The following is a 21,724-nucleotide window of genomic DNA, read 5'->3' as shown; positions in this document are numbered from 1 at the left end:
AGGGTGATGGGACGGTCGGGCCGCGATGCCCTCCGTACACGCAATGTCTGTCTCATGGGGGATGGTGGAGCATGGCTCAGGGTCAGTTCACGATGACGGCTCAGGAGATGCTGGCTTTCGCCAAGCGGATCGAGGACGCGATCGGGAAGATCGAGGCTGAGCGGCAGAAGCTCATCAGCACGGTCGATGGCATCACCGGCGGCTGGCAGGGCCAGGCGGCGAACGCCTACAAGGCCTTGCAGGACCAGGTCAACACCGACATCGCGAAGCTGAAGGAGTCGCTCACCGCGATCCAGCACGCGATCGAGCTGACCACCAAGCACTACGCGAGCACCGAGGAAGAGCAGAAGGCGCTGTTCTCCAACGCCCAGGGCTGATCAGCCGCACCGCGCTGATCACCGTTCTGTTCCGACCTTCCGCTCGGTGGGGCGCCCGCGGCTGAGCGCGGGGTGCTCCGCATCCTCGTCAAGGGAGACATCGTGTCCGACCACATCCTCGTCAACTTCGAGACCGTCCACCACGCGGCCGAGGAAGTGCGCGCCTCGGCCGGTCGCATCGACCACCTGCTGAACGACCTCAAGGGCGACGTCAACCGCATCGCGTCCAGCTGGCAGGGCGCGGCCCAGCAGGGCTACCAGGCCCACCAGACCCAGTGGGACGCGCGCGCCGCCGACCTGCAGAAGGTCTGCACGCAGATCGCCTCCTCGCTGGACGGCGCCGCGCAGAGTTACCGGACGACCGAGAACAACAACGCCAAGCTGTGGGGGAACAGCTGACCACGCGTTCCCCAGCGGGAACGTGAGGGGGCGGGTGCTCGGACTCCGGGTACCCGCCCTTCGGCGCGCGGCACGGGTGGACGACATGAGGGGTGGCAGGGTGTCCGGACGCGGGTACCGGAAGGCGGCCGCGGCACTGGCCGCGCTCGCCGTGCTGGGCGGCCCGCTCGCCGCCCCGGCGCACGCGGACAGCGGACCAGGGCTGGCCGCCGCGGGCGACTGCCCGAAGAACGCGCCCGACGTGCCGACCGTGCCGTGGTCGCTGCAGCGCCTGCTGCTGGACGAGCTGTGGCAGGGCGGTCGGACCACCGGCGCGGGGGTGACCGTCGCGGTCATCGACACCGGCGTGGACGACCAGAACCCGCAGCTGGCGGGCAAGGTCCTGGAGGGCTCCAACCTGGTGGTGAACCGGGAGACCAAGGAGAAGGTCCCGGGCAGCTCCAAGGAGGACCCGGTCGGCCACGGCACCAAGGTGGCCGGCATCATCGCCGCCCGCCGTTACGACCGGACGGGCTTCGTCGGGCTCGCCCCCGACGCCACCGTCCTGTCGATCCGCCAGAACGACAGCGACGGCAACGGCGACGTCTCCACCCTGGTCCAGGCCGTCAACGAGGCGGTCAGGGCCAAGGCCAAGGTCATCAACATCTCCCAGGACGTCCGCGGCGCCGGCGCCGCCGGCTTCGGCGGGTACCAGGAGCTGAAGGCCGCCGTCCAGGCCGCCGAGGACAGCGGCGTCGTGGTGGTCGCCTCCACCGGCAACGACGGCAAGGAGGGCGACACCTACCCCGGCGCGTTCCCGACCGTGCTCGCCGTCGGCGCCTCCGACCGCAACAACGAGCGCGCCCCGTTCTCCCAGTACGGCTCCTTCGTGAAGGTCGCCGCACCCGGCGTCGACATGCTCTCCACCGTCCCCAGGGGCGGCCAGTGCGTCGACAACGGCACCAGCTTCTCCGCCCCGTACGTGTCCGGGCTCGTCGCGCTGCTGGTCGGCGCCCACCCGAACTGGAAGCCGGCCCAGGTGCGGGCCTGGATCGAGCAGACCGCACAGCGCACCCAGCGCGATCCGGACCGGTTCATCGGCTGGGGCGTGGTCGACCCGGTCAGGGCCGTCACCAAGGCCCCCGAGAGCGCGCCGTTCACCGCCACCCCGGACGCCCCCGTCCAGCTGGCCGCCGCCCCGATCGTGCCCCGGCCGGTCGGCCTCGGCGAGACCCAGGCCGACCGCGACGGCCGCACCGCGACGTACGTCCTCGGCATCGGGGCGCTGCTGGTCGCGCTGCTCATCGGCGGCGGCGTCGTCCTGCGCGACCTCCGCCGCAGGTCCGCCGACTGATCCGTGTGCGCAGCACCCGCCCGGTGCCCGGGGAGTGCGCGGAAGAATCCTCCGGAACGGCTGTAACGTCGTGGGCCGCTCACCGCATCCAAGAAGTGTCGGGGAGCGCGGACACGGGGGAGCGGCGGGCATGGGGTGGATCGGGGCGGGCCGGGAGGCCGAGGACGCAGAGTTCCTGGAGCTGGTGTCCGGCCGCACCGGCCACCTGTACCGCTCGGCCTGCCTGCTGACCAGCGGCGACACCCACTACGCCGAGGACCTCGTCCAGGAGGCACTCAGCCGGATGTACGTGCTCTGGCGGCGCAGCGCCTGGACCGGCGGCCGGAACCGGATCGACAACCCGGCCGCCTACACCCACACGGTGATGGTGCGCACCTTCCTCGCCCAGCAGCGCCGCCGCTCCAGCACCGAGCGCCCCATCGGGGCCGTGCCCGAGTCGGAGGCGCGGGAGGCGGACGGCGCGCTGCGGATGACCCTGCTCGACGCCCTCGGCCGGATGCCGCCCAAGGACCGCGCCGTCCTGGTGCTGCGCTACTGGGAGGACCGCAGCGTCGCGGAGACCGCCGAGGTGCTGCGCTCCTCCCCGGGGGCGGTCCGTACCCGCACCACCCGGGCGCTGGCCCGGCTGCGCGGCCTGCTCGGCGACTCGCTGGCCGAGCTCGCCGCCCGCTGACCACTGCTCGTAGTCCGTGACGGAACCCGTGACGGAACCCGTGACGCAACCCGTGACGCAATTTCGTGATGCAAGGAGACGGTGACCACCCATGTCCGAACCGGACAAGTTCGATGACGATCTTCTCTACGCCCTCACCCGTACGGGCGAGGGCTTCCGCACCGAGCCGTCCGACCTGCTCGCGGGCGGGTACCAGCGCGGACGCCGACGCTGGCGCCGCCGCTCGACCGCCGCGGTGGTGGGCGGCGCGGCCGCGCTGGCCCTGGTGGGGACCGGCGCGGTGTACCTCACCGGCTCCTCGCCGCGCCCGAGTGCGGTGCCCGCGGCCGCCCCGAGCACCGCCGGCGGCAGCGGGGGCGGCTCGGCGGCCCCGGTCGCGGCGGCCTCCTCCGCGGAGCCGGGCGAGGTCACCGGCGAGGAGGTGCTGGCCACCCTGCGGGGCCTGCTGCCGGGCGGCCGGACCAGCGACGAGAACGCCGGCCAACGCCAGGGCGGCACGCTGGTCTTCGACGACGGTCGGGGCAGGGCCGCGATGGCGGTCTCGGTCAACCGGGTCGGGGCCGGTAGCCCGGTCCTGACGGAGAACGGCTGCCCGGACCGGAAGCTCGTCCCGTACGACGCCTGCACCAGCGCGGGCCTGCCGGGCGGCGGCAAGCTGACCCTGTTCCAGGGCTACGAGTACCCGAACAAGCAGGCCGGCACCAAGAGGTGGTCCGCCTGGCTGGGCGGCGCCGACGGCCGCGTGATCGAGCTGACGGAGTGGAACGCCGAGGCGGAGAAGGGCGCACCGGACAGCCGTCGGACGCCGCCGCTGTCGCCGGAGCAGCTGAGGGCGGTCGTCACCGACAAGGCCTGGGACGGGATCATCGCCAAGTTCCCCGAGCCGCGGCCGGAGCCGGGGCCGGACAACGGCAAGGAGTACGGCAAGGACGAGATCCTGGCGATTGTCGCCAAGCTGCTGCCGTCCGGGCTGACCGAGACGGAGACCGGGGGACAGCCTGGCTACGCGGACTTCGTGGTCGACGACGGCAAGGGCAAGTCCATGGTGGAGATCAACGTGCAGGACTGGTCCCGCGACGACAAGACCAAGGAGGAGCTGTTCGGCAGTGCCCGGGCACAGCCGGACGGCACCAGGGTGGTGGTCGGCAAGCGGGGCTCCAACCCGGGCATGTGGACCGTCGACACCCTGCACGCGGACGGCCTGCGGGTGGTGATCAGCGCGTTCAACAGCGGCACCCAGCAGACCCCGGCGACCCGCGGCACCCCGGCGCTGAGCAACGACCAGCTGAAGGCGATCGCCACCGCGCCGGTGTGGAAGCTGAAGAAGTAGCGGTGCGGACGTGGCAGTGCCCCGGGCGAGGGGGAGCCCGGGGCACTGCCGTGTGGGGGAGGGGTGGGGGTCAGGGCTGCTGGTCCTCGGGGAGGCTGATCACCCAGCGGGTGTCCTGGCGGGGGCGCAGGTAGAACAGCCAGTAGAGGGTGGCGGCGGCGGTGATGCCGCCGGTCCACAGCAGGGGCTCGGTGTCCAGCTGGGTCATCACGTAGACGAGGACGGCGATCAGCACCACCGGGACGGCCGGCCACAGCGGCATCCGCCAGGCGGCGGCGTGCTTGTGGTGGGCGCGGCGGGAGAGCAGCGCGGCGATCGCGACCAGCAGGTACATCCCGGTGACGGCGACGCCGGTGATGTTGCTGAGCAGTGCGCCCTTGACGAAGCAGAGCGCGGCGCCGGGCAGGCCGACGGCCAGGGTGGCGACCCACGGGGAGCCGAACCGGCCGAGGGTGCCGAAGGCCTTGTTGACCGGCTCGGGCCAGGCCTTGTCACGGGCGGAGGCGAACAGGACCCGGGAGTTCTGGATGACCATGACGATGCCGGCGTTGATGATCGCCAGCGCGACGCAGAGGCTGATGAAGGTGCCGACCGCGGAGTTGCTCCAGGCGGTGACCATGCCGGAGATGTCGCCGGAGCTCAGGGTCTGGAGGTCGGGGGCGCCCATGGTGATGGCGACGACCGGGACCAGGATGACGGCGGAGGAGATGCCGAGCGTCCACAGCACGGTGCGCGAGACGTTGCGGCGGGGGTTCTCCAGCTCCTCGGAGAGGTAGACGGCGGTGGAGAAGCCCTGGGTGATGAACAGGGCGATGCCGAGCGCGCCGACGATGGCGCCGATGCTCACCGTGGTGGTGGCGCCGCCGTCCCCGGTGACCACGCCGTGCAGCAGGCTGGGGGCGTCGCCGTTGGCGTGGGAGAACCCGAGCACCGAGACGACGCCGGCCGCGATGACCTCCAGCACCAGGAAGACGCCGGTGATCCAGGCGTTGGCGCGCAGGTCGAGCAGGCCGGCCAGGGTGGCGGCGAGCATCACGGCGGCGCCGGTCATGGCCTTGTCGAGGTGCAGCACGGGGGCGAGGTAGTCGGCGGTGCCGAGGGCGATGACCGAGGGGACGATCATCACGACGATCAGCGAGAGCACGAAGACCAGCCAGCCGGCCAGCCGCCCGGCGAGGGTGCCGACCATCGCGTACTCGCCGCCGGCGCTGGGGATCAGGGTGCCGAGCTCGGAGTAGCAGAACGCGACGGCGACGCACAGCACGGTGCCGATGGCGATGGCCAGGGCGGTGGCGCTGCCGATGCTGGAGAACAGCTCCGGGACGATCACGAAGAGCGTGGAGGCCGGGGTGACGCAGGACAGTGTGAGCAGGGTGCCGCCCACCACGCCGATCGAGCGCTTGAGTTGCTGGGGCGCGGCGGCGGCGGCGGTGTCGGCCGTCGCGGGGGTCGCGGCGCGTGGCGGGCGAAGCGTGTCGGTCATGTGGCTTCCGATCGGCTCTGTGCGGTCCTGTGGGTGGGAGCGGTATCGCCTCCGCTGGCTGTCTGCTCGGGGTTCTGGTGGGGTCGCTCCTGGGTCGCAATGGAACCTGGGCGTATTGATTGCGTCAATGGCCGAAATGCTTCGGAATCCGTTGCGCGGAAGGGCATAGACATGCGATCCGATGATCACGTACGGTCATTGCGAGCTTTGCCCGACTTGTTACCTCTGCCACATTGCAACTGAATCCAAGGTGAACAGAGTGTTGCAAGCCACCTTTCAAAGGTGTCCGTGGAGTCGGACGGCGATACGCCCAGGCGCCCCCCCTGTGCGGCCGCAACCCCCGGGCGGGGTGCGGGAACCGCAGCCCCGCGCCGGAAAGATCTAGGTAACGTTTCGACACCTGGGACGCGAAAGGGGCCGGGCTCCCGCGAGCCCGACCCCTCGATCACCGTCCGTAGCCGCCGGCGCGGTGCGCCGGTGCCGTCACACCAGCGGCAGCCAGCCCGTCTGGACCATCTGCCCGCCGGTCGCCCGGCGCGACACGTACACCCCGCGCCCCGGCGGCAGCGGCATCGGCTTGACCGTCCCCAGCAGCGCGCCCTCGTCCCGGTTGCCGGAGAGGATCACGCCCTGCCCGCCCAGCTCGCGCATCCGCTGCAGCACCGGCTCGTACAGCGAGCGGCCGGCGCCGCCCGCGCTGCGGGCCACGATCACCCGCAGGCCGATGTCCCGGGCGAACGGCAGGAACTCCGCCAGCGGCGCCAGCGGGTTGCCCGAACTCGTCGCGACCAGCTCGTAGTCGTCCACGATCACGAACATGTCCTTGCCGCTGTACCAGCTGCGGTTGCGCAGCTGCTCGGCGGTGACGTCCGGGCCGGGCAGGCGGCGCGCGCAGGCCCCGCGCAGCATGTCCACGATGGCCGCCATGGCCGGCTGCGCGGCCGCGTACTCCACCAGGTACTCCGGCGGCACGGCGCCCAGCAGCGCGCGCCGGTAGTCGCCGACCACGATGCCCGCCTGGTCCGGGGTGTACCGCTCGGTGATCTGCTTGACCAGCATCCGCAGCAGCGCCGACTTCCCCGACTCGGTGTCGCCGAAGACGATGAACAGCGGGTCGGTCTCGAAGTTCACGAAGGCCGGTGCCAGCTCGGCCTCGTCCACGCCGAAGGCGATCCCGCGCTCCGGGCGCTCGAAGCCCTTCGGCAGCGAGTTCCCGTCCAGGACGGCCGGCAGCATCCGCACCTGCGGCGCGCGCGGCCCGGTCCAGGCCCCGTCGACGGCGGCGACCAGGCCGGCCACCCCGTGCTGGAGGTCGTCCACCGCGCAGGAGCCGTCCAGCCGCGGCAGGCCGGACAGGAAGTGCAGCCGCTCCGGGGTGATGCCGCGCCCGGCCAGCGGCGGGACGTTCTGCGCCACCCGGCGGTCCACCTCGGACTCCATCGGGTCGCCGAGCTTCAGCTCGGTCCGGTTCTGCAGCAGGTCCTTCAGCGCCGGGCGCACCTCCGCGTACCGGGCCGCGGTGATGACCAGGTGGACGCCGTAGCCGAGGCCGCGCTGGGCGATGTCGCCGATCACCGGCTCCAGCACCTCGAACTCCTGCTTGAAGGTGTTCCAGCCGTCGATCACCAGGAACACGTCGCCGAACGCCTCGTCCGGCAGCTGCCCGGCCGCCCGGCGGGCCCGGTAGGTGCCGATGGTGTCGATCCCGGCGGCCCGGAACAGCTCCTCGCGCCGGTTCAGCACCCCGTGCACCTCGGAGACCATCCGGCGCACCTTGTCGACGTCCAGGCGCCCGGCCACCCCGCCGACGTGCGGCAGCCCGGCCAGCGACTGGAAGCTGCCCGCGCCGAAGTCCAGCAGGTAGAACTGCACCTCCCGCGGGGTGTGGGTGAGCGCGAACGAGGCCACCGTGGTGCGCACCACCGTCGACTTGCCCGAGCGCGGGCCGCCCACGACCAGGCCGTGGCCGGCCGCCCCCGCGTAGTCGACCTCCAGGACGTCGGTCTTCTGCTCGCGCGGCTTGTCCACGATGCCGATCGGCACCCGCAGCCGGCCCGCCGGGAAGCCGGGCGCGGTCAGCCCGCGCTCCGGCACCACCTGGAGCGGCGGCAGCAGGTGGTCCATGCTCGGCGCCTCCTCCAGCGGCGGCAGCCACACCTGGTGCGCGGCCGGGCCCTGGCCCGTCATCCGCTGCACGAACACGTCCAGCACGGTGTCGACCAGCGCGTCGTCCTGCTCCGGGGCGAGCGGCGCCTCCTCCTCCACCGCCGGCTCCGGCGGCTCCACCCGGGCCGCGGTGAACAGCACCGGGCGGGCGTTCACCCGCCGCCCGCCGGTCGACCGCTGCTGCCCCGGCGCCCGGTAGGGCCCCGAGACGTACGCGGCCTTGAACCGGTCCATCACGTCCTCGCCGAACTTGAGGTACCCGACGCCCGGCACCGGCGGCAGGTGGTAGGCGTCCGGCACCCCGATCGCCGCCCGCGACTCGGCCGCCGAGAAGGTGCGCAGACCGATCCGGTAGGAGAGGTAGGTGTCCAGGCCGCGCAGCTTGCCCTCCTCCAGGCGTTGCGAGGCCAGCAGCAGGTGCACCCCCAGCGACCGGCCGATCCGGCCGATCTGGATGAACATCTCGATGAAGTCCGGCTTGGCGGTGAGGAGTTCGGAGAACTCGTCGATGATCAGCACCAGCGAGGGCAGCGGGTCCAGCGCCGCGCCGGCCGCCCGGGCCCGCTCGTACTCGTGGATGTTGGCGTAGTTGCCCGCCGAGCGCAGCAGCTCCTGGCGGCGGTGCAGTTCGCCCTCGATCGCGTCCCGCATGCGGTCGACCAGGGTGAGTTCGCCCTCCAGGTTGGTGATCACCGCGGAGGTGTGCGGCATGTCCGCCATGCCGGAGAAGGTCGCGCCGCCCTTGAAGTCGGCGAGGACGAAGTTCAGGATCTCCGAGGAGTGCGTCATCGCCAGCGCCAGCACCAGGGTGCGCAGCAGCTCCGACTTGCCGGAGCCGGTCGCGCCCACGCACAGGCCGTGCGGGCCCATGCCCTCCAGCGCGGCCTCCTTGATGTCCAGGTAGACGTGCTCGCCGTTCGCGCCGACCCCGATCGGCACCCGCATCCGCTCGTGCTGGGCGCGCGGGCGCCAGCTGCGCGTCACGTCGAAGGAGCCCGGGTCGCCCGAGTTCATCAGGTCGGTGAAGTCCAGGTTCGACAGCAGCGGCTCGTCGTCCCCGCCGGCCGAGAGCCGGTACGGCGCCAACTGCCGCGCCAGCGCCTCGGACTGCCAGACCGAGAGCAGGTCCGGCGTGCCGGTGTACGTCGCCCCGGAGGCCGAGCGCAGCACCAGCTCCTGCGGGCTCACCGTCACCATCAGGTGCCCGCTCGGCTCGTCCAGGTCGCCCGGCACCACCTCGATGACGGTCACCCCCTGCACGCCCTCGGGGCTCGCCAGCAGCGAGTTCGGCGGCACCCCGGCGCCGTCCATCACCACCACCAGGTGCGGCTGGTCCGGCGCGGGCGCCGCGTCCCGCACGAACCGCTGGCGGCCGGCCAGCTCGTCCTGCAACAGGAACTCCAGCTCGCCCAGGTCGGTGGCGATCAGCCGGCGCGAGCCCGCGCCGTCGGCCTCCTTGCGGTGCTGGTTGTGCGGGAGCCACTTGGTCCACTCCCACTCCTCCGCCGCGCCCGGCGCCGCGGCCACCGCGACCAGCAGGTCGTCCGGCGAGTGCAGGGTGGTCAACTGGGCGATCATCGCGCGCACGTTGCCGTACACCGAGTCCGCGTCCCCGCACACCGTGACGTGGTAGAAGGCGCGCAGCGACACCGCCAGCGGCAGGTCCTGCAAGGTGCCGTGGGCCTTCAGGAAGGAGTGCATCGCGGCCGCCGACAGCGGCTCCAGCTCGTCCATCGGCGCGGTCTGCGGCGCCACCAGCGGCGTCGACAGCTGAACCGGGCCCAGGCCCACCCGGATCTGCGCGAAGTCGCTGTCCCCGGTGCGGCGCTCCCACAGCCGCCGGCCGTCCGCCACGATCGACCACAGCTGGTCCGGCGCCGGGTTCAGGAACAGCAGCGCGCCGCGCTGGCGCTCCGCCGTGCGGCGCACCTGGCGGCGCATCTGCTGCAGGTACTTGAGGTAGTCGCGCCGCTCGTCCGCCATCGCGGTCGAACCGCCCTTGCGGGCCCGCACGATCTGCGCCAGCACCATGCCGACCGTCGAGGCGACCATCAGACCGCCCATGATCTTCATCGGGGCCGCCGCGCCCGGCGCGAAGAAGAACACCGCCGAGCCGCCCATGCCGAGCATCGGGAGGATGCTCATCAGCCAGTCCTCGCCGCCCTGCCGGGGCAGTTCGGGCGGGGTCACCAGCTCCACCGGCTCGTCCGGCACCGCCGGCGGATAGGCCCGGCCCGGGCGCTTGACCGTGATCACACCCATGTGTCATCCACCCCGCGGCGTCGATCGATCACTTCGGCATCAGCCCTCACGCAACTGGACTCGTACGACTCGTACGGCTCGTACGGGTTTCACCAGGGCGAGGACGCACCACACGGCGCCGCCCCCCGTACCGCGCGCAGGGGCCGATCCTAACGGTCGCCCCCGCACCGCCCGCCAGGCCCGCGTCCGCACCCCCCGCCGGGGGCCCGGCCCGCACCGGGGCCGGGCACGAACCGAGCGGGTAGGGTAACGCCGCGCCAACTCGCGGCCCGGTCGGGCCGGTTCCACTGCCACACCGAGCGCCGCCGTGCCGCGGCACCGTCAACAAGGGGGAGCGCCCAGTGCGTCGAAGGACCGAGGTGCGGCGATGAGCGACACCACCGCGACCGGCTACTGCCGGGTCACCGTCGTCGCCCCGGACCGCCGGATCGACGTCGCCCTGCCCGAGGACGTCCCGCTCGCGGACGTCTACCCCGAGGTGCTGCGCCTGGCCAACCAGAGCCAGCCCGACGGCGCGCCCACCGGTTTCCACCTGGTGCGCCGCGACGGCACCGTCCTCGACAGCGGCCTGCCGCTCGCCGCCCAGCAGGTCCGCGACGGCGACCTGCTCGCGCTGCGCCCCTTCGCCGAGTCCCTCCCGCCGGCCGTCTACGACGACGTCGCCGACGCGATCGCCAGCGCCGTCGAGACCGACCGCCGACTCTGGAGCGCCGAACTCATGCGGGCCTTCGGCCTGATCGGCGCCGCGCTGCTGCTCGTCCTGCTCGGCTTCGCGCTCTGGTTCGCCGACCTGCGCCACGACATGCACGGCCTGCCCGGCGTCCTGGCCGGCGTCACCGCCGTCGTCCTCACCGCGCTGGCCGGCGTCCGCGCCCGGGTCTACCAGGACGCCCACGCCGCCCTCGCGCTCGGCCTCGGCGCCCTGCCGCACGCCATGATCGGCGGCAGCGGCGTCCTCGCCGTCGCCCACCCGTGGGACGGCCCCGGCCGGCTCCAGTTCCTGGCCGGCTGCGTCGCCGTGCTGGTGGTCGCCGTGCTGCTGGTGGGACTGCTCCCCGAGAAGGACGCGGTGTTCGTCGCCGCCGCCCTGGTCGCCGCCGCCGGCGCGCTCGCCACCTTCGCCGCCGTCCTGCTGCCGGACACCCCCGCCGGGCACATCGCCGCCGTCACCGGCATCACCGCCGTCGCGGCCGTCGGCTTCCTGCCCGGCCTCTCCGCCCGCTTCGCCCGGCTGCCCGTCGGCTTCAGCGCCCCGGGCCAGACCCGCACCCGCAGCCGCGACTACGACGAGGAGGCCGAGCGCGCCGAGGCCGTCCAGTACGAGCGGATCGCCCACCAGGCCCGCCGCGGCCACGAGGTCCTGGTCGGCCTGGTCGGCGGCTGCGCCGCGGTCGTGGTCGGCTCCTGCGCCGTCCTCGGCTTCACCGACCGGACGTTCCCCGAGCTGCTCGCGCTCGCCCTGGGCCTGGCCACGATGCTGCGCGCCCGGCTGTTCCGCTACACCGCGCAGGTCTTCAGCCTCACCATCGCCGGGCTGCTCGGTCTGGCCCTGCTGATCATCGGCCTGTCCCTGCACACCCCGCAGTTCATCCTGCGCGCTGCCAGTTCCGCCGAGGTCGACCTGCGCACCGTCTGGCTGGCCGCCTCCATCGCGTTCGGCGCGGCGCTGCTCGCCGCGATCGCGCTGGTGGTGCCCCGGCTCGGCGTCTCCCCGTTCTGGGGGCGCATCCTGGACCTGGTCGACAGCCTGACCCTGATCTCCCTCGTCCCGCTGGCGCTCGCCGTCCTGGACGTCTACCGGCTGGTCCGCGGCGCCACCAGCTGACCGGCCGGCCCGTGCCGCCCGCCCCGTTCGGCCCGTCCGGCCCGCCGACCGGCCGGGTGGGCGGCACTGGTACCCTTGGCCTTCGAGCGCAGCCGTGTGTCCGCCTCCGGTGGGTCGCAGACCGCCGGCCGCGCTCCGTCACGACACCGAGTCCTCATGAGTCCTGTGTTGTCGACCAGGACCGCTCGGTACACCCTGAAGGAGTTGCAGTGGCTCTCGCCTCTGACGTCAAGAAGCAGATCTTCGCCGAGTTCGGCCAGAAGGAGGGCGACACCGGTTCCCCCGAGGTCCAGGTGGCCATGCTCTCCCGCCGCATCGCGGACCTGACCGAGCACCTCAAGATCCACAAGCACGACCACCACTCGCGTCGTGGCCTGCTGATCCTGGTCGGCCAGCGCCGCCGCCTGCTGCAGTACCTGGCCAAGAAGGACATCGAGCGCTTCCGTACGCTCGTCGACCGCCTGGGCATCCGCCGCGGTGCCGCCGGTGGCGCCCGCTAAGACCGCCGCTCGGGGCGGCTCCCCACACCGGGGAGCCGCCCCTCGCGCGTATGCCGCGGACACCCCGAGCCGCGGCGCCCGGACATAACAACTCGCGCGTACCTCCCCAGGTGGCCGAGGATTGCACCGTAGGGTTGTGGGCATGCCCGGTGATGGCGCACCAGCGCGCCACCCGGGCAGACGAACCCGAACCCCCCGCGGGCCGAAGGCTTCAAACGGAAGCCGCCCGCATCCGAGAGAGCGTCCAGACGCGGACCGCCCGTCCCGGCCCGGCAGCCGTGAGGCGCCGGTCCTCGGTAGTGGCCCCCGGAAGCCCCGCAGACCGAGCGGAGCACCCCGGAGGCTTCGATCGAAGACCGGCCCGACTGCCGTCCTCCTTGCCAGGAGGGCCAGGGCCAGCCGGCAGGCAGCGCGGGGACGCTCTCCCGGAGACGTACGAAAGAGGAGATCTTCCAGGTGGAAGAGAACGTGTTCTACGCCGAGGCCGTGATCGACAACGGTTCCTTCGGCACCCGTACCATCCGCTTCGAGACCGGCCGTCTGGCCCGTCAGGCCGCCGGCTCCGCCGTGGCCTACCTGGACGACGACACCATGGTGCTGTCGGCCACCAGCGCGTCCAAGCAGCCGAAGGAGCACTTCGACTTCTTCCCGCTGACCGTGGACGTCGAGGAGCGCATGTACGCCGCGGGCCGCATCCCCGGCTCGTTCTTCCGTCGTGAGGGCCGGCCCTCCGAGGACGCGATCCTCACCTGCCGCCTGATCGACCGCCCGCTGCGCCCGTCCTTCGTCAAGGGCCTGCGCAACGAGGTCCAGGTCGTCTGCACCGTCATGGCGCTCAACCCCGACCACCTGTACGACGTGGTGGCCATCAACGCCGCCTCCGCCTCCACCCAGCTGGCGGGCCTGCCGTTCTCCGGCCCGATCGGCGGCGTCCGCGTCGCGCTGATCAACGGCCAGTGGGTGGCCTTCCCGACCCACAGCGAGCTGGAGTCGGCCGTCTTCGACATGGTCGTCGCCGGTCGCGTCCTGCCGGACGGCGACGTCGCGATCATGATGGTCGAGGCCGAGGCCACCGACAAGACCATCAAGCTGGTCGAGGGCGGCGCCGAGGCGCCGACCGAGGACGTCGTCGCCGCCGGTCTGGACGCCGCCAAGCCGTTCATCAAGGTGCTGTGCGCCGCCCAGTCGCAGCTCGCCGCCCAGGCCGCCAAGCCGACCGGCGTGTTCCCGGTCTTCCTGGACTACCAGGACGACGTCCTCGCCGCGCTGACCGCCGCCGTCAAGGACGAGCTCGCCCAGGCCCTCACCATCCCGGGCAAGCAGGAGCGCAACAACGAGCTGGACCGCGTCAAGGCGCTGGCCGCCGAGAAGCTGCTCCCCGAGTTCGAGGGCCGCGAGAAGGAGATCAGCGCCGCCTACAACGCGCTGACCAAGAAGGTCGTCCGCGAGCGCGTCATCAAGGACAAGGTCCGCATCGACGGCCGCGGTGTCACCGACATCCGCACCCTGGCCGCCGAGGTCGAGGCCATCCCGCGCGTGCACGGCTCGGCCCTGTTCGAGCGTGGCGAGACCCAGATCCTGGGCGTCACCACCCTCAACATGCTGCGCATGGAGCAGCAGTTGGACACGCTCTCCCCGGAGACGCGCCGCCGCTACATGCACAACTACAACTTCCCGCCGTACTCGGTCGGCGAGACCGGCCGCGTGGGTGCGCCCAAGCGCCGCGAGATCGGCCACGGCGCGCTGGCGGAGCGGGCGATCATCCCCGTGCTGCCCTCGCGCGAGGAGTTCCCGTACGCCATCCGCCAGGTCTCCGAGGCGCTGAGCTCCAACGGCTCCACCTCGATGGGCTCGGTCTGCGCCTCCACCATGTCGCTGCTGAACGCCGGTGTGCCGCTGAAGGCCGCCGTCGCCGGTATCGCCATGGGCCTGATCTCCCAGGAGATCGACGGCGAGACCCACTACGTCGCGCTGACCGACATCCTCGGTGCCGAGGACGCGTACGGCGACATGGACTTCAAGGTCGCCGGTACCCGCAACTTCATCACCGCCCTGCAGCTGGACACCAAGCTCAACGGCATCCCGGCGTCGGTGCTGGCCGCCGCGCTGAAGCAGGCCAAGGACGCGCGTCTGCACATCCTCGACGTGATGAACGAGGCCATCGACACGCCGGACGAGATGTCCCCGAACGCCCCGCGGATCATCACCATCAAGATCCCGGTGGACAAGATCGGTGAGGTCATCGGCCCCAAGGGCAAGATGATCAACCAGATCCAGGAGGACACCGGCGCCGAGATCACGATCGAGGACGACGGCACCATCTACATCGGTGCCGCCGACGGACCGGCCGCCGAGGCCGCCCGCACCACGATCAACCAGATCGCCAACCCGACCATGCCGGAGGTCGGCGAGCGCTACCTGGGCACCGTGGTGAAGACCACGACGTTCGGCGCGTTCGTCTCGCTCATGCCGGGCAAGGACGGCCTGCTGCACATCTCGCAGATCCGCAAGCTGGCCGGCGGCAAGCGCGTCGAGAACGTCGAGGACGTCCTCGGTGTCGGCGCCAAGGTGCAGGTCGAGATCGCCGAGATCGACCCGCGCGGCAAGCTCTCCCTCATCCCCGTCGTCGAGGGCGAGGAAGCCGGCGAGACCGCTTCCGAGTGAAGCGCCGCTAGCTGACCCTTGCGGCCCGTACGCCTCCCGGCGTGCGGGCCGCACCCTGTTGCCCCCGCGTTCGTCCATGCGTTCCCACGCGTGTTTCCTCTGGAGGTACCCCCCGTGGCTCAGGCCCCGGCGGCGAAGCAGCGCCCCGGCTCCACCCGGACCCTGCTCAAGGGCGCCGACGGCGCCGGCACGGTGCGCCGCACCGTCCTCCCCGGCGGCCTTCGGGTCGTCACCGAGACCCTGCCGACGGTGCGCTCAGCCACCTTCGGCATCTGGGTCGGCGTCGGCTCGCGGGACGAGACCCCGCAGCTCAACGGCGCCACCCACTACCTGGAGCACCTGCTCTTCAAGGGCACCGCGCGGCGCAGCGCGCTGGACATCTCGGCTGCCCTGGACGCGGTCGGCGGTGAGATGAACGCCTTCACCGCGAAGGAGAACACCTGCTACTACGCCCGGGTCCTGGACACCGACCTGCCGCTGGCCATCGACGTGGTCTGCGACATGGTCACCGGCTCGCTGATCCGCTCCGAGGACGTCGACGCCGAGCGCGGCGTCATCCTCGAGGAGATGGCGATGGCCGAGGACGACCCGGGCGACGTGGTGCACGACCTGTTCGCCAAGGTGATCTTCGGCAGCGGCCCGCTCGGCCGCCCCATCCTGGGCACCCAGGAGACCATCAAGGTGCTCACCCGGGAGCAGATCGCCGGCTTCTACCGCCGCCGCTACCGGCCCGAGAACCTGGTCGTCTCGGCCGCCGGCAACCTCGACCACCACACGGTGGTCAAGCAGGTCGAGCAGGCCTTCGCGGCGGTACTGGCCCGCTCCGACGCGGCCCCCGCCGAGGCCCGCCGCGGCGTCAAGGCGCTGCGCACGGCCGGCCGGGTCGAGGTGCTCAACCGCTCCACCGAGCAGGCCCACCTGGTGCTGGGCGTGCCCGGGGTGCCTCGGCACGACGAGCGCCGCTGGGCGATGGGCGTGCTCAACGCGGCCCTCGGCGGCGGGATGAGCTCCCGGCTGTTCCAGGAGGTGCGGGAGAAGCGGGGCCTGGCGTACTCGGTGTACTCGTACTCCTCGTCCTACGCGGACAGCGGCCTGTTCGGCATCTACGCCGGCTGCCAGCCCAAGCGGGTCGAGGAGGTGCTGCGGATCTGCCGCGCGGAGCTGGCCAAGGTGGTCGCCGAGGGCATCACCGAGGAGGAGCTGCGGCGCGCGATCGGCCAGATCTCCGGCTCCACCGTGCTGGGCATGGAGGACACCGGCTCGCTGATGAACCGGATCGGCAAGGCCGAGTTGAGCTACGGACACCACCTGTCGGTGGACGAGATGCTGGCGCGGATCGCGGCCGTGACCCTGGACGACGTCCACGCGGTGGCCCGTGATGTGCTGGGCGCGTACCGGCCGTCGCTGGCGCTGATCGGACCGGTCAACGACAAGCGGGCCGCCAAGCTCGCCGATCTGCTGGTGTGAGAGGACATTTCGCTATGACGCTGCGTGTCGCCGTGATCGGTGCCAACGGTCGGATCGGCTCCGAGGCGGTCAAGGCCGTCGAGGCCGCGCCGGACCTCGAACTGGTGGCCACCCTGGGCCGCGGGTCCGAGCCGGCGGAGCTGACCGAGGCCGGCGTCCAGGTCGCCGTCGAGCTCACCCACCCGGACTCGGTGATGGGCAACCTCGACTACTGCCTGCACCACGGCATCCACGTGGTCACCGGGACCACCGGCTGGACGGACGAGCGGCTGGCCACCGTCCGCGGCTGGCTCGACCAGGCCCCCGAGCTGGGCCTGCTGATCGCGCCGAACTTCTCCATCGGCGCGGTGCTCGGCATGAAGTTCGCCCAGACCGCGGCGAAGTACTTCGAGTCGGTCGAGGTGGTCGAGCTGCACCACGACCGCAAGGCCGACGCCCCCAGCGGCACCGCCACCCGTACTGCGCAGCTGATCGCGGCGGCCCGCGCCGAGGCCGGCCGCCCGCAGCAGCAGGACCCGACCACCCACAGCCTGCCCGGTGCCCGCGGCGCCGACGTGGACGGGGTGCCGGTGCACGCCGTCCGGCTGCGCGGGCTGCTCGCCCACCAGCAGGTGATGTTCGGCGACACCGGTGAGACGCTCACCATCCGGCACGACTCGCTGCACCACAGCAGCTTCATGCCGGGCATCCTGCTCGGTGTGCGCAAGGTCGTGGAGACGCCGGGGCTCACCCTGGGCCTCGAACACTTCCTGGACCTGTGAGCCCGGCATGACGTCCCGTACCGGATTCCTCGTCCTGTCCGGCGTGCTGCTGCTGGTCGCCCTCCTCTGCGTCGGGGAGGGCGTCCAACTGGTCGCCACCGGTAAGCCGCTCGGCATCGGCATCGGCCTGTGCGCCTTCGTCATCCCGGTGATCGGCGTCTGGTTCCTGCGCCAGACCGTCCGGTTCGGCCGGGCCAGCGAGCAGCTCGCCCGGGAGCTGGAGGCCGAGGGCGGCCTGCCGGTGGACGAGCTCCAGCGCACCACCGGCGGGCGGATCGACCGGGCCTCGGCCGACGCGGTGTTCGCCCGCCGACAGACCGAGGCGGAGGCCGCGCCGGCCGACTGGCGGGTCTGGTTCCGCCTCGCGGTGGCGTACGCCGACGCCGGCGACACCCCGCGCGCCCGCAAGACCATGCAGCACGCCATCAAGCTGCACAGCACCGAACCCGCAAGGAGCAACGCGTGAGCGACCAACCGACGGCCCCCAGCTTCCGCAGCGACGTCACGGTCGAGCTGGTCCGCAGCGCGGCCGCCGACTCGGACGTCATCTGGGCGGCCCGCGTCTCGACCGCGGGGGAGCAGTCCCTGGAGGCGGTCCAGCAGGACCCGGAGAAGTCCAAGGGCCTGATCAACTTCCTGATGCGGGACCGGCACGGCACCCCCTTCGAGCACAACTCGATGACCTTCTTCATCAGCGCGCCGATCTTCGTGTTCCGGGAGTTCCACCGGCACCGCAGCGGCTGGTCCTACAACGAGGAGTCCGGCCGCTACCGCGAGCTGCAGCCGGTCTTCTACGTCCCGGCGGAGGAGCGCAAGCTCGTCCAGCAGGGCCGCCCGGGCCGCTACGAGTTCGTCGACGGCACCCCCGAGCAGCACAGGACCACCACCGAGGCGATGGAGGCCGCGTACCGCGAGTCCTACGCGCGCTACCAGGAGATGCTGGCGGCCGGCGTGGCCCGCGAGGTGGCCCGGGCGGTGCTGCCGGTCGGCCTGTTCTCCTCGATGTACGCGACCTGCAACTCCCGTTCGCTGATGCACTTCCTGTCGCTGCGGACCAAGCGGGAGCACTCGGCGGTGCCGTCCTTCCCGCAGCGCGAGATCGAGATGGTCGCCGAGCAGATGGAGCAGGAGTGGGCGCGGCTCATGCCGCTCACCCATGCGGCCTTCGAGAAGCACGGCCGGGTCGCTCCCTGACCTGGGACGATAGGCATATGGGCGGAGTGTCACGCATGTCTGGATTGCGGCTTTTCTAGCCGCTCCCTACATTCATGAACACGGATTCCGGTGCTGCCCGAACCCCCGAGCGGGCAGCACCGGAATCCCATGTCACCGCCTGTTTCCGCCGCTTCGCGTGGTATGCCCCTGTCCGAACACTGGACCGGTGTGGGTACCGCCCCACCGCCTACGAGTAGCTTTGGACGCATGGCTCCGACCTCCACCCCCCAGACGCCGTTCGGCCGGGTCCTGACCGCGATGGTCACCCCGTTCACCGCCGACGGCGGACTCGACCTCGACGGCGCCCAGCGCCTCGCCACGCACCTCGTGGACTCCGGCAACGACGGCCTCGTCGTCAACGGCACCACCGGTGAGTCCCCGACCACCAGCGACGCCGAGAAGGCCCAGCTCGTCCGCGCCGTGGTGGAGGCGGTCGGGGATCGCGCCCACGTGGTGGCCGGCGTCGGCACCAACGACACCCACCACAGTGCCGAGCTGGCGCGACAGGCGGAGGCCGCCGGAGCCCACGGCCTGCTGGTCGTCACGCCGTACTACAGCAAGCCCCCGCAGGAGGGCCTGTACCGGCACACCGTGCACATCGCGGACACCACCGGGCTGCCGGTCATGCTCTACGACATCCCGGGCCGCAGCGGCGTCGCGCTGAGCCACGAGACGCTGGTCCGCCTCGGCGAGCACCCGCGGATCGTCGCCAACAAGGACGCCAAGGGCGACCTCGGCGCGGCCGCCTGGGCCATCGCCCGCTCCGACCTCGCCTGGTACTCCGGCGACGACATCCTCAACCTGCCGCTGCTGTCGGTCGGAGCCGCCGGAGTGGTCAGCGTCGTCGGACACGTCGTGGCCGGTGAACTGCGTGCGATGATCGAGGCGTACCTGGCCGGCGATGTGGCCAAGGCCACGGCGATCCACCAGGGCCTGCTCCCGGTGTTCAGCGGTATGTTCCGCACGCAGGGTGTCATCCTCGCCAAAGCCGCGCTGGAGCTCCAGGGACTGCCGGCCGGCCCGCTGAGGCTGCCGCTGGTCGGCGCGACTCCCGAGGAGATCGCACGATTGACGAAGGATCTCGCCGCCGGCGGGGTACACCTGTAACAGACGAAGACGTGCGCGCCCCGGCTCGCCGGACCCTCACGGGCCCGCCGCTGGACCGGACCGACGGCGCGAGAGCACCGACCCAGTAGGAAAACGACACTGAGTACGCACGCCATATGTCTTCAGGGGGAGGACCCCGGGCATATGGCGTGCGTCGTGAGGAGAGTCTTTTGAGTCACCCGCACCCCGAACTCGGCGCACCCCCGGCCCTGAAGGAGGGCGCCCTCCGCATCACCCCGCTCGGCGGTCTCGGCGAGATCGGCCGCAACATGACGGTCTTCGAATACGGGGGCCGCATCCTGATCGTCGACTGCGGCGTCCTCTTCCCCGAGGACGAGCAGCCCGGCGTGGACCTGATCCTCCCGGACTTCACCTACATCCGGGACCGCCTCGACAAGATCGACGGCATCGTCCTCACCCACGGGCACGAGGACCACATCGGCGCCGTCCCGTTCCTCCTGCGGGAGAACCCGGACATCCCGCTGATCGGCTCCAAGCTGACCCTCGCCCTGATCGAGGCCAAGCTCGCCGAGCACCGCATCCGGCCGTACGTGCTGGAGGTCAAGGAGGGCGAGCGCGAGCGCATCGGTCCCTTCGACTGCGAGTTCATCGCGGTCAACCACTCCATCCCGGACGCCCTGGCGGTCGCCGTCCGCACCCCTGCGGGCATGGTCGTGGCCACCGGCGACTTCAAGATGGACCAGCTGCCGCTCGACGGCCGCCTGACCGACCTGCCGACCTTCGCCAAGCTGGCCGAAGAGGGCATGGACCTGCTGCTGGTGGACTCCACCAACGCTGAGGTCCCCGGCTTCATCCCGCCCGAGCGGGACATCTCGGCCGCGCTGCGGAACGTCTTCGCGAACGCCGACAAGCGCATCATCGTCGCCTCCTTCGCCAGCCACGTGCACCGCATCCAGCAGGTGCTGGACGCCGCGCACGAGTACAAGCGCAAGGTCGCCTTCGTCGGCCGCTCGATGGTCCGCAACATGGGCATCGCCCGCGACCTCGGCTACCTGAAGGTCCCCGGCAACATGGTCGTCGACGTCAAGCAGCTCGACGACCTGCCGGACAAGGATGTCGTGCTGATCTGCACCGGCTCCCAGGGCGAGCCGATGGCGGCGCTGTCCCGGATGGCCAACCGCGACCACCAGATCCGCATCGTCGAGGGCGACACCGTCGTCCTGGCCTCGTCGCTCATCCCGGGCAACGAGAACGCCGTCTACCGGGTGATCAACGGCCTCACCCGCTGGGGCGCCAAGGTCGTGCACAAGGGCAACGCCAAGGTGCACGTCTCCGGCCACGCCTCGGCCGGCGAGCTGCTGTACTTCTTCAACATCTGCAAGCCGCGCAACCTGATGCCGGTCCACGGCGAGTGGCGCCACCTGCGGGCCGCCGCCGACCTGGGCATCGCCACCGGCATTCCGCGCAACCGCGTGGTCATCGCCGAGGACGGCGTCTGCGTCGACCTGGAGAAGGGCGTCGCCCGGATCGTCGGCAAGGTGCAGGCCGGGTACGTCTACGTGGACGGCGCCTCGGTCGGCGACATCACCGAGGCCTCGCTCAAGGACCGCAGGATCCTCGGCGAGGAGGGCTTCATCTCGGTCTTCGTCGCGGTTGACTCGACCAACGGCAAGATCGTGGGCGGCCCGACCTTCCAGGCCCGCGGCTCCGGCATCGACGACAACGCGTTCGTGCCGGTCGCCGCCAAGCTCCAGGAGGCCCTGGACCGCTCGGCGAGCGACGGCGTGCTGGAGCCCCGCCTGGTCCAGCAGCTGGTCCGCCGGACCGTCGGCAAGTGGGTGGCGGACAACTACCGCCGCCGGCCGATGATCCTGCCGGTCGTCGTCGAGGTCTGAGCCTCCGGCGGCTGGTTTGACGTGGGGCAGCCCGGTGCGTAATGTTCTCCGGGTTGCCCCACGGGACGGCCCCGCAGGAAGTCTCTCGAATGCGAATTCGAGAATGACCGCGGAAAACGGCCCGAGAAACTCTGGTAGAGTTCGGGAGCGCCGAAAGGCGAAAGCCGATCAGGTAAATGAAACTCCGGAAAACGGAGCGGAAAACATCTGATAAGCTGGAAACACGAAAGAACGAAGCGCCCGGAGGGCCCGCTGGAAGGCGGTCCGAAGGAAGTGTCCGTTCCTTGAGAACTCAACAGCGTGCCA

Annotated in this window: 16 protein-coding genes; 14 read left to right on the top strand and 2 right to left on the bottom strand. The window is 71.6% G+C overall.

Going from position 1 to position 21,724, the window contains the following annotated elements:
- Positions 1 to 71 precede the first annotated feature (71 nt).
- The 5 genes from ACIP37_RS33860 (at position 72) to ACIP37_RS33840 (ending at position 4,112) form a co-directional block, all read left to right on the top strand.
- Positions 72 to 377: a WXG100 family type VII secretion target gene (locus tag ACIP37_RS33860; RefSeq protein ID WP_350885676.1), complete on the top strand. Its 306-nt coding sequence runs from the start codon at positions 72 to 74 to the stop codon at positions 375 to 377.
- A 102-nt stretch (positions 378 to 479) separates the two neighbouring features.
- Positions 480 to 776 carry a WXG100 family type VII secretion target gene (locus ACIP37_RS33855; RefSeq protein WP_363586526.1) on the top strand — a complete coding sequence of 99 codons (297 nt, stop codon included), beginning with the start codon at positions 480 to 482 and terminating at the stop codon, positions 774 to 776.
- A 100-nt stretch (positions 777 to 876) separates the two neighbouring features.
- Positions 877 to 2,109 (top strand): type VII secretion-associated serine protease mycosin, encoded by a 1,233-nt coding sequence (gene mycP / locus ACIP37_RS33850; RefSeq protein WP_363632065.1) that lies wholly within the window; start codon positions 877 to 879, stop codon positions 2,107 to 2,109.
- 130 nt (positions 2,110 to 2,239) lie between these two features.
- Positions 2,240 to 2,782, top strand: a complete 543-nt coding sequence (locus ACIP37_RS33845) for a SigE family RNA polymerase sigma factor (protein ID WP_350885682.1) — start codon at positions 2,240 to 2,242, stop codon at positions 2,780 to 2,782.
- A 91-nt stretch (positions 2,783 to 2,873) separates the two neighbouring features.
- Positions 2,874 to 4,112, top strand: a complete 1,239-nt coding sequence (locus tag ACIP37_RS33840; protein WP_400845108.1) for a hypothetical protein — start codon at positions 2,874 to 2,876, stop codon at positions 4,110 to 4,112.
- A 70-nt stretch (positions 4,113 to 4,182) separates the two neighbouring features.
- Here ACIP37_RS33840 and ACIP37_RS33835 read toward each other — a convergent pair whose 3' ends face one another.
- Both ACIP37_RS33835 and eccCa read right to left on the bottom strand, forming a co-directional pair.
- Positions 4,183 to 5,595 (bottom strand): APC family permease, encoded by a 1,413-nt coding sequence (locus ACIP37_RS33835; RefSeq protein ID WP_363632068.1) that lies wholly within the window; start codon positions 5,593 to 5,595, stop codon positions 4,183 to 4,185.
- A gap of 483 nt (positions 5,596 to 6,078) precedes the next feature.
- Positions 6,079 to 10,023 (bottom strand): type VII secretion protein EccCa, encoded by a 3,945-nt coding sequence (gene eccCa / locus ACIP37_RS33830; RefSeq protein WP_400845105.1) that lies wholly within the window; start codon positions 10,021 to 10,023, stop codon positions 6,079 to 6,081.
- Between the two features lie 367 nt (positions 10,024 to 10,390).
- Here eccCa and eccD point away from each other — a divergent pair, with 367 nt between their 5' ends.
- The 9 genes from eccD to ACIP37_RS33785 all read left to right on the top strand — a co-directional run bounded on the left by eccD (position 10,391) and on the right by ACIP37_RS33785 (position 21,418).
- On the top strand, positions 10,391 to 11,848 hold the full coding sequence (gene eccD, locus ACIP37_RS33825) for a type VII secretion integral membrane protein EccD (RefSeq protein WP_363586533.1): 1,458 nt from the start codon (positions 10,391 to 10,393) through the stop codon (positions 11,846 to 11,848).
- 209 nt (positions 11,849 to 12,057) lie between these two features.
- Positions 12,058 to 12,348 (top strand): 30S ribosomal protein S15, encoded by a 291-nt coding sequence (gene rpsO / locus ACIP37_RS33820; protein WP_363586534.1) that lies wholly within the window; start codon positions 12,058 to 12,060, stop codon positions 12,346 to 12,348.
- Between the two features lie 456 nt (positions 12,349 to 12,804).
- Entirely contained in the window at positions 12,805 to 15,012 is a 2,208-nt protein-coding gene (locus ACIP37_RS33815) for a polyribonucleotide nucleotidyltransferase (protein WP_363586535.1), read from the top strand.
- A gap of 114 nt (positions 15,013 to 15,126) precedes the next feature.
- On the top strand, positions 15,127 to 16,479 hold the full coding sequence (locus tag ACIP37_RS33810; protein ID WP_350887436.1) for a pitrilysin family protein: 1,353 nt from the start codon (positions 15,127 to 15,129) through the stop codon (positions 16,477 to 16,479).
- Positions 16,480 to 16,493: 14 nt separating this feature from the next.
- The gene (dapB, locus tag ACIP37_RS33805) at positions 16,494 to 17,240 is read left to right on the top strand and encodes a 4-hydroxy-tetrahydrodipicolinate reductase (RefSeq protein WP_063347605.1); all 747 of its coding nucleotides are present in this window, start codon (positions 16,494 to 16,496) and stop codon (positions 17,238 to 17,240) included.
- A 7-nt stretch (positions 17,241 to 17,247) separates the two neighbouring features.
- Complete coding sequence (locus ACIP37_RS33800; protein ID WP_400845102.1) at positions 17,248 to 17,706, top strand: hypothetical protein; 459 nt, start codon at positions 17,248 to 17,250, stop codon at positions 17,704 to 17,706.
- Complete coding sequence (gene thyX / locus ACIP37_RS33795) at positions 17,703 to 18,434, top strand: FAD-dependent thymidylate synthase (protein ID WP_363586537.1); 732 nt, start codon at positions 17,703 to 17,705, stop codon at positions 18,432 to 18,434. Before ACIP37_RS33800 ends, thyX begins: the two co-directional genes overlap by 4 nt.
- A 228-nt stretch (positions 18,435 to 18,662) precedes the next feature.
- A complete protein-coding gene (dapA, locus tag ACIP37_RS33790; protein WP_063347602.1) occupies positions 18,663 to 19,562 on the top strand; it encodes a 4-hydroxy-tetrahydrodipicolinate synthase in 900 nt (299 codons plus the stop codon).
- Between the two features lie 170 nt (positions 19,563 to 19,732).
- The gene (locus ACIP37_RS33785; RefSeq protein WP_363586538.1) at positions 19,733 to 21,418 is read left to right on the top strand and encodes a ribonuclease J; all 1,686 of its coding nucleotides are present in this window, start codon (positions 19,733 to 19,735) and stop codon (positions 21,416 to 21,418) included.
- Positions 21,419 to 21,724 lie beyond the last annotated feature (306 nt).

Source organism: Kitasatospora sp. NPDC088861, assembly GCF_044750105.1.
GTDB lineage: Bacteria > Actinomycetota > Actinomycetes > Streptomycetales > Streptomycetaceae > Kitasatospora.
The sequence above is the reverse complement of the archived record's forward strand: the minus strand, read 5'-3'. Positions and strand labels throughout refer to the sequence as shown.

Excerpts from the sequence above, each read along its gene's own strand:
- ACIP37_RS33860 (WP_350885676.1), top strand. The coding sequence starts at position 72 with ATGGCTCAGGGTCAGTTCACGATGACGGCTCAGGAGATGCTGGCTTTC.
- ACIP37_RS33845 (WP_350885682.1), top strand. The coding sequence starts at position 2,240 with ATGGGGTGGATCGGGGCGGGCCGGGAGGCCGAGGACGCAGAGTTCCTG.
- ACIP37_RS33840 (WP_400845108.1), top strand. The coding sequence starts at position 2,874 with ATGTCCGAACCGGACAAGTTCGATGACGATCTTCTCTACGCCCTCACC.
- ACIP37_RS33835 (WP_363632068.1), bottom strand. The coding sequence starts at position 5,595 with ATGACCGACACGCTTCGCCCGCCACGCGCCGCGACCCCCGCGACGGCC.
- eccCa (WP_400845105.1), bottom strand. The coding sequence starts at position 10,023 with ATGGGTGTGATCACGGTCAAGCGCCCGGGCCGGGCCTATCCGCCGGCG.
- eccD (WP_363586533.1), top strand. The coding sequence starts at position 10,391 with ATGAGCGACACCACCGCGACCGGCTACTGCCGGGTCACCGTCGTCGCC.
- dapB (WP_063347605.1), top strand. The coding sequence starts at position 16,494 with ATGACGCTGCGTGTCGCCGTGATCGGTGCCAACGGTCGGATCGGCTCC.
- ACIP37_RS33800 (WP_400845102.1), top strand. The coding sequence starts at position 17,248 with ATGACGTCCCGTACCGGATTCCTCGTCCTGTCCGGCGTGCTGCTGCTG.
- dapA (WP_063347602.1), top strand. The coding sequence starts at position 18,663 with ATGGCTCCGACCTCCACCCCCCAGACGCCGTTCGGCCGGGTCCTGACC.